The organism is Schinkia azotoformans LMG 9581 (assembly GCF_000307855.1).
Lineage (GTDB): Bacteria > Bacillota > Bacilli > Bacillales > Bacillaceae_J > Schinkia > Schinkia azotoformans.
Genome location: NZ_AJLR01000158.1, coordinates 1 through 8,204, shown reverse-complemented (window position 1 = coordinate 8,204; position 8,204 = coordinate 1). Strand labels below are relative to the sequence as shown.

Here is an 8,204-nt window from a genome sequence, read left to right as displayed (position 1 = left end):
GAATTGCTAACGCAATTCAAGTTTCCTTTATCGCTGTCGTTGTGCCCTCCAATTTGTACGGCGATGAGCAAGGCACTTCCGCTTTTCTACCTACCGTTTCCCTTTTATATAGGGTGTTCCTGAGGCCTTAGGCGCATCCGCTCTACCGATAAAACCGGTTAATGCCAAGATCGTCAATACATAGGGGGCAATTAATAAGTAGACAGTGGGCAAGTCTCTTAATCCTGGAATCATTTGTCCGGTAAAGCTTAAGCTTTGGGCTAATCCAAAAAAAAGCGCCGCCCCTAAAGCACCTATCGGATGCCATTTCCCGAAAATCATGGCTGCAAGTGCCATAAAGCCTTGTCCACTAATGGTAGCATGACTAAAGTCTCGTGATATAATCAAGGCATATATGGACCCTCCAATCCCACCTAGAGCACCACTGATCATTACTGCAATATAGCGCATCCTCGAAACATTAATACCCATTGTATCCGCAGCAAGGGGGTGTTCCCCAACTGACCGTAGCCGGAGACCAAAAGGGGTTTTATAAATCACATACCAGGAAATAATCGCAACTAATATGGCAATATAAGAGGTTACATAGGCATTGCTAAATAATAATGGTCCTATTATTGGAATATCAGAAAGAAACTTAACATCAATTTTATTAAAAACGGCATCAGAGGAAATTTGATCAGTTTGTCCTTTGCCATATATTTTTTTAACTAAAAATAAAGCGCCCCCAAGAGCAAGGAAATTAATGGCGACCCCACTGACAACTTGATCAGCTCTAAACGTAATCGATGCGACTGCATGTATTAAAGAAAACAGTGCACCAATAATCATCGCCGCTAAGACAGATAACCATGGGGTAAGCTCCCCCAAACGATCCGCAAATGTTAAATTAAAAACAATACCTGTAAAGGCTCCAACGACCATTAAGCCTTCTAGCCCAATGTTGACAATACCTGACCGTTCACTAAACACTCCACCTAAAGCTGTAAAAATAAGCGGAGCAGAAAAGAAAAGTGCAGAAGGGATGATGATTGCTAAAATGTCCATCAAACTCATTTACTTTCCCTCCTTCTTCAAGCGAGTCAGTACGAGACGAATTAAGTAGCTGGATGCAACAAAGAAAATAATCAAAGCGATGACAATATCCACTAATTCAATAGGCACACCAGCAGCTGAAGGCATTTCTAACGCGCCTACCTTAAGTGCTCCAAAAAGGATTGCGGCTAAAATAACGCCAAAGGCTGTATTCCCACCTAATAAAGCAACGGCAATCCCGTCAAAGCCAACTCCTGTAAAGCCAGATTTAACAGAAATATTTTCGAAGGTTCCTAAACCCTCCATTGCACCTGCCATACCTGCAAATGCTCCAGAAATGACCATTGATAATATAATGTTTTGACTAACATTCATACCAGCATACTTTGATGCATGTTGATTAAAACCAACGGCTTTTAATTCATAGCCTCTTGTCGTTTTTTCAAGCAAATACCACATAATGAGAGCTGTTAAAATCGCAACAAGAATGCCATAGTGCATGGTAGAATAATCTGTAAGTGCTTGTAAGAGTGACGACCTTAATGATGCTGAAGCTAATATTTTCTCAGATTTATATCCTTGATCTGATAAAACAGAGCGAATGATGGCGTTTACTACATGCAATGCAATGTAATTCATCATAATCGTCACAATAACCTCGTGAACCTTAAATCGAGCTTTTAAAAATCCGGGAATTCCTCCCCAAATTGCTCCTGCAAAGGCTGCGGCAAGGATCGCCAGCGGTAGATGGATTATTTTCGGTGCCTCGAAACTCACTCCAACCCATACGGCAGCAAGCCACCCTACCATTAACTGTCCTTCCACTCCAATGTTAAATAAGCCTGTACGAAAAGCAAAGGCGACAGCAAGACCAGCTAAGATATAAGGGGTGACTTGTCTAATTGTTTCACCGATATAATACTGGTCACCAAATGCACCTGATAGTAAAGCACTATAGCCACTAATGGGGTTAAACCCACTAACAAGCATGACAATGGCTCCGACAATAATTCCTAATAAAACAGCGAATACAGGTACAAGTACATTTGTTAAGCGGTTATTCATGAAGGAACACCTTCTTCCGTGCGCTTACCCCCAGCCATCAATAAACCCAATTCTTGTTCCGTTGTTTCTTTCGGGTCAACTGTGGCGACAATTTTCCCTTCATAGATAACGGCAATTCGGTCACTTACATTCATAATTTCATCAAGCTCAAAAGAAATTAATAAGACAGCCTTGCCATGATCCCGCTGCTCAATTAACCGTCTGTGAATAAATTCGATCGCACCTACATCGAGACCACGTGTGGGCTGGGCCGCAATTAATAATTCAGGATTACGGTCTACTTCACGGGCAATAATCGCCTTTTGTTGATTTCCGCCCGATAATGCTCGAGCTATTGTGAATTCATCAGGGGTTCTGACATCAAACTCTTCGATAAGCTGCCGAGCCTTTTTGCTTATTACATCAAATTTTAAGATGCCATTATTCGAAAAAGGCCGTTTATAATACGTTTGCAACACCATATTCATACCAATTGGATAATCTAAAACAAGGCCATGTTTGTGTCTGTCTTGCGGAATATGAGCCATCCCTATTTCGGTTATTTTCCTTGGTGGAAGGTTCGTTATGTTTTTTTCATTTAGCGTGATGATCCCTGCATCAACCTTCGTTAATCCTGTAATCGCTTCTAATAATTCTGTTTGCCCGTTGCCATCGACACCGGCAATCCCCAATATTTCGCCTGCGTGGACTGTTAAATTCAAGTGATCAACAGCTGTTACATTTCTTGAATCTTTAACAACTAGATCTTCTATGATTAAAACTTCTTTTCCGGGGATTGCGGATATCTTCTCTGTCTTAAAGGTAACCTCACGCCCTACCATTAAGGACGCTAAATCGTTCGGATTCGTCTCGGAAACATTTACAGTCTTAATCCCCTTACCCTTTCGAATAACTGTTACCCGATCACATACTTCCATAATTTCTTTTAGTTTGTGAGTAATTAAAATAATCGACTTTCCTTCATTAATTAAGTTCCGCAGAATTTGAATTAACTCTTTTATTTCCTGCGGTGTCAATACAGCCGTAGGTTCATCAAAGATCAAGATTTCTGCTCCACGGTAAAGGGTCTTCAAAATTTCGACCCGTTGTTGCATACCGACCGAAATATCTGCTATTTTTGCGGATGGATTTACAGCGAGCCCATATCTCTTGGATAAAGCTCTAACTTCCTCTTCTGCTTTTTTTATATTAATTTTGCCAGCCTTTGAAGGCTCACTCCCTAATATAATATTTTCGGTTACAGTAAAGATATCGATAAGCATAAAATGCTGGTGCACCATACCAATTCCAAGGTCATTGGCAATATTCGGATTCGATATGTTGACTTTTTCGCCTTGAACACGGATTTCCCCGCCATCCGGCTGGTATAATCCAAATAAGACATTCATTAGTGTTGATTTCCCAGCTCCATTTTCTCCCAAAAGCGCATGGATTTCTCCCTGTTTCAACTGTAAGGTAATATTATCATTGGCCACAAAGCCGCCGAATTCTTTACGGATATTTAACATTTCGATTACATATTCACTCAAGTACCTCACTCCTCTTAAAAGTACAGTGTAATCAAATACGCCTTGGCGTATTTGTGCCCGGATTTTTTCGAGCTTGCTCGAAAAACTACATTTGAAAATCCGAGGCATCCGCCGGAGGCTTTAACTTTATTCGCAGAATAAAGTTAATCGAAAGAGATAAAGCGCCTAGTTATCCCTTAGGCGCTTCCTATTTTCCGATTATCATCATACTTCAAATTTATCGTACTCCGCACGAGTGTGTGGTACTTTAATGTCCCCGTTGACAATTTTCTGTTTCCAATCATCAACAGCTTTCAGCACTTCATCTGAAAGATTTTCTTTTGAATCAGCAATGCCAACACCATCGACATCAAGACCATATTCGAGAACCTGACCGCCAGGGAAATCCCCTTCCATTGTACGTTTCGCAAGATCCTGAACAGCAGTATCTACCCGCTTCACCATAGAAGTAAGCGTGACCTCATTTCCATGTTCAAGTGCCTGATCTTTGTCGACACCAATCACCCATAGTTCACGGTTAGGATCTTTTGTTTTTAAATCTTTTGCTTCAGAGAATATTCCATTTCCAGTTCCACCTGAAGCATGGTAAATGATGTCAATTCCAGAAGCATACATGCTCGCAGCTATTTGCTTACCGGAATCGGCTTTGGTGAATGATCCAGCATACTGAACTTCAACCGTTGCATTGGGATTTGCAGCTTTAACACCGGCTCTAAAACCACTTTCGAACTTCTCGATTAATGGAGACTCAACACCACCAACAAATCCAATTTTATTCGTTTTCGTTGTTAATCCGGCAACCACACCAGTTAAAAAGGAGCCTTCATGCTCTTTAAAGGTGAGGCTGGCTACATTGGGCTTTTCAACAACACTATCAATGATTGCAAATTGGGCGTCAGGCTTTTGGTCGGCAATTTCCGAAATCGCATCCGTCACTAAATAGCCTACGCCAAACACTAGCTTGTAGCCACTTCTTACTAGCTTATTCAAGTTTGGGGCATAATCTGCATCACTAGTAGACTGCAGATATGCATAACCGCCTTCGCCTTCTTTAAGATTATTTTCCTTAGCAAATTCCTTGATCCCTTCCCAAGTTAGCTGGTTGAATGATTTATCATCAATCCCACCCATATCAGTTACCATTGCTAGACTAAATCCTTTTTCCTCTTCGGCGGGTGCTCCTTCACCTGCGTTTTCTTTATTGTCTTTTCCTTTATCGGCAGTTCCACAACCACCGAGGATCGTACTTGCTGCAAATAGAACGGAAATCAAAAGACCAGCTTTTTTTCTAGCCAAGTTCAGTCCTCCCTTTAATAGATTTTCGTTCTTATTTTGCACAAGAATTATGTAATTATTACGCCCTTTTTCTTAAGACATGGAAACTAAACTTGTCCGCTCTGAAATAATTGCAAGAGTAAAAAGTTGGCCGATCATTTTGATCGAAATGCATTTGTTTCATAACTAATAAAGATGCATCTACCTCACAATGTAGGCTGGGTGAAATTTTCTCAGAAAATCCTAAAGGCTCAATATTTGTGACCGCATACGTAATATGACAGCCTACTTCTCTTTCAAATAATTCAAAAATAGAACCCAATTCATGAGTGTAATTTTTCGGCAAAATGGAACTTGGAATTTGATCAATACAATAGACTACAGGCTCATCATCAGAAGTTCTAACACGTTCAATTACAACAATTTCCTCGTCATAGGAACAATTAAATTTACTCACGTCGTCTGCTGTTGCTTGTCTAGATGTGGAAGAGACGAAAATGGTCCCTGGTTTTTTACCAGCCCGGTTAATCATATCTGTTACGCTAAATAATTCCTCAATGCCTGAAGTAAAAAGCGGCTTCGGATTGATAAATGTTCCTACCCCGTGTCTACGAATGATGATACTTTCTTCTTCCAACACACGTAATGCCTCTCTTAATGTTGCCCTGCTAATTCCCAGCTGTTTTGCTAATTCAAATTCCGGCGGAAGCTTCTCATCCTCTTTATAAAGCCCTCTATCTATATCATTTTTAATTTTATCGACTACCTGTAAATAAAGATGTCTAGTATCCGGTTTAATATTCATTGGTTTCCTCCATGGTTAATGATGAGACATCAGACCTCTGACCTGTATTCTTAACTATACCATAAAAAAAGAAGAGTGAACATGATGCTCACTCTTTACTGATTTGATACCTCATCTTTAATTTTTGATACCAATACAGCCCGCGGCTTACTACCCTCATAGGGTCCGACTATTCCTTTAGCTTCCATAGCGTCGATAAGCCTTGCTGCCCTTGTATAGCCTATTCTGAATCGTCTTTGCAGCATCGATACGGAAGCAGTTTGCATTTCTGTTATTAATTCTACTGCATCATCAAATAAATCATCATCAACCTCTATCGTTACTTCCGTTTCCTCAGTAGGCATCATTTCTTCATGATACTGTGCCTTTTGTTGAGAAATAACATAATCAACAACTTCCTCCACTTCTGAGTCGGAAACAAAAGCACCTTGGACTCGAACAGGCTTTGAAGCACCCACAGGTAAAAATAACATATCGCCTCGACCTAAAAGTTTCTCGGCACCGCCCATATCGATGATCGTTCTTGAATCAACGGATGAGGACACACTAAACGCGATTCTTGATGGAATATTCGCTTTAATAACCCCAGTGATAACATCAACTGATGGGCGCTGTGTTGCAATAATTAAATGAATGCCGGCCGCTCGTGCCATTTGGGCAAGCCTTGTAATCGCATCCTCAACATCATTTGAAGCGACCATCATTAAATCAGCAAGCTCGTCAACAATCACGACAATAAATGGTAATTCAGGTTGCTTTTCGCCTGTCTCCTGATTGTGGATTCTAATATGATCATTATACCCTTCAATATTTCGTGTACCAGTGTGTGAAAATAATTCGTAGCGTCGTTCCATTTCCGAAACAACCTTTTTTAAGGCTTGTGATGCTTTCTTAGGATCTGTGACAACCGGTGTTAATAAATGTGGTATTCCGTTATACATATTCAGTTCAACCATTTTTGGGTCAATCATCATTAGTTTTACTTCATGTGGCTTGGCCCTCATGAGAATACTTATAATAATTCCGTTAACACACACACTTTTCCCGCTTCCGGTTGCACCCGCAACAAGAAGATGCGGCATTTTATTTAGTTCGGTTAAAATTGCTTCACCTGATATATCACGTCCAAGTCCAACCATTAACTTAGCATTTGGATTATTATTTTTTGATTCTAAAACTTCCCGTAACGAAACCATCGCAATTTCCTGGTTAGGAACTTCAATTCCTATCGCAGATTTACCAGGAATTGGGGCCTCAATCCGGATATCTTTAGCGGCCAAGGCCAATGCTAAATCATCACTTAAACTTACGATCTTGCTAACTTTTACACCAACATCAGGATGAACTTCATACTTTGTAACCGCAGGTCCTAAATGAACCTTTCTCACCCTTGCTTTAACACCAAAACTCTCAAAGGTTTTTTCCAATTTCTGGGCATTGATTGAAATTAATTTTTTCTCTTGGTTTTGACTATTATGTATTGGCTTTTTTAATAGCTCATTTGTCGGCAATTGATAAGCTTCATTGGCGACTTCCGTAAAGGTCATTGATACTGTCGCATCCGCTCTTTCTTCGTGCCCGTCCGCCTCTTTTTTAGTGTTTGTTTGCTGGTGATCGATCTCTTCCCTATGAAGACTAGCAGAAGTATCATTACTTGCTACTTCGTTAAAATCAGAAATGATCGGTGCTACCTCTTCATGGTAGCCATGATCTAAAATAATCGTTTCGTTTTTTCCCTCTTCAATTTCAATCTCTTCTGCTACAGTCTTTGCTTTATTTTTTCGGCTTTCCTTATTCTTCTGTTTTTTTCTTCTGCTTGAAAGTTTACCTTTTACATCAGCGACAAAACCAATAAACTGGTTTTTAATAAATTGAAATATCCTTTGGCCGGCCGTTGTTAAAATATCATGGATTGAAATTCCCGTTAAAAGAATAAGCCCAATCATCATAAGGAATAAAAAAATAATCTTAGTTCCCATCGCACCAAAAAGGAAATAGGATATTGCAAAAAGAATAGCTCCGATCATTCCTCCTCCTAGGACGAGCGAGGACCCTCCTTTAACCTCACCCCAAAATTGACTCCAGGTATTTTTCAGAATGGAGGGATTCCCTAATGGGGCTTGATTATTAATTTCCGCAAAAGTTTCTACATGCGAATATAGCAAAAGAGCCGCAATTATAACATAAGCCCCAGCCAATCTCCTTGTAGCGAAACGAGGCCATTTTCGTTTAATAATAAAATATAGCGACAGGAGTAAGAGTCCTCCTAATAATAGGCTGTACCATTCCCCAAAAAAGAAACGGGATAACTCGATTAATGCCCGACCGATAAAACCGCCAATATTGGCAAGAGCGATAATTGATATTGCCAGAAGCACGAGTCCTCCAAGTTCATATGTCAGCGTCCTCTTCCAGTCTAATGCTCTTTTTTCGGATCTTTTTTTCTTAGATTTTGCCATATCAATCACCTTCATCATCAAATACGCCTTGGCGTA

At 40.2% G+C, this 8,204-nt stretch carries 6 protein-coding genes; all 6 read right to left on the bottom strand.

Annotated elements, in window-relative coordinates:
• Positions 1–90 precede the first annotated feature (90 nt).
• On the bottom strand, positions 91–1,056 hold the full coding sequence (locus BAZO_RS20690; RefSeq protein WP_003333448.1) for an ABC transporter permease: 966 nt from the start codon (positions 1,054–1,056) through the stop codon (positions 91–93).
• Positions 1,057–2,100, bottom strand: coding sequence for an ABC transporter permease (locus tag BAZO_RS20685; RefSeq protein WP_003333447.1), 1,044 nt, complete (start codon positions 2,098–2,100; stop codon positions 1,057–1,059).
• Positions 2,097–3,608: an ABC transporter ATP-binding protein gene (locus BAZO_RS20680; protein WP_039957864.1), complete on the bottom strand. Its 1,512-nt coding sequence runs from the start codon at positions 3,606–3,608 to the stop codon at positions 2,097–2,099. The genes BAZO_RS20685 and BAZO_RS20680 overlap by 4 nt, the downstream gene beginning before the upstream one ends.
• A 225-nt stretch (positions 3,609–3,833) precedes the next feature.
• Positions 3,834–4,925 (bottom strand): BMP family lipoprotein, encoded by a 1,092-nt coding sequence (locus BAZO_RS20675; RefSeq protein WP_003333445.1) that lies wholly within the window; start codon positions 4,923–4,925, stop codon positions 3,834–3,836.
• 58 nt (positions 4,926–4,983) lie between these two features.
• Positions 4,984–5,709 carry a GntR family transcriptional regulator gene (locus BAZO_RS20670; protein WP_003333443.1) on the bottom strand — a complete coding sequence of 242 codons (726 nt, stop codon included), beginning with the start codon at positions 5,707–5,709 and terminating at the stop codon, positions 4,984–4,986.
• Between the two features lie 95 nt (positions 5,710–5,804).
• Positions 5,805–8,168 carry an FtsK/SpoIIIE family DNA translocase gene (locus BAZO_RS20665; protein ID WP_039957862.1) on the bottom strand — a complete coding sequence of 788 codons (2,364 nt, stop codon included), beginning with the start codon at positions 8,166–8,168 and terminating at the stop codon, positions 5,805–5,807.
• Positions 8,169–8,204: the final 36 nt, after the last annotated feature.

What these genes read in the sequence shown, in the direction of transcription:
- BAZO_RS20670 (WP_003333443.1), bottom strand. Translation starts at nt 5,709, where the DNA reads ATGAATATTAAACCGGATACTAGACATCTTTATTTACAGGTAGTCGAT.
- BAZO_RS20690 (WP_003333448.1), bottom strand. Translation starts at nt 1,056, where the DNA reads ATGAGTTTGATGGACATTTTAGCAATCATCATCCCTTCTGCACTTTTC.
- BAZO_RS20665 (WP_039957862.1), bottom strand. Translation starts at nt 8,168, where the DNA reads ATGGCAAAATCTAAGAAAAAAAGATCCGAAAAAAGAGCATTAGACTGG.
- BAZO_RS20685 (WP_003333447.1), bottom strand. Translation starts at nt 2,100, where the DNA reads ATGAATAACCGCTTAACAAATGTACTTGTACCTGTATTCGCTGTTTTA.
- BAZO_RS20680 (WP_039957864.1), bottom strand. Translation starts at nt 3,608, where the DNA reads ATGTTAAATATCCGTAAAGAATTCGGCGGCTTTGTGGCCAATGATAAT.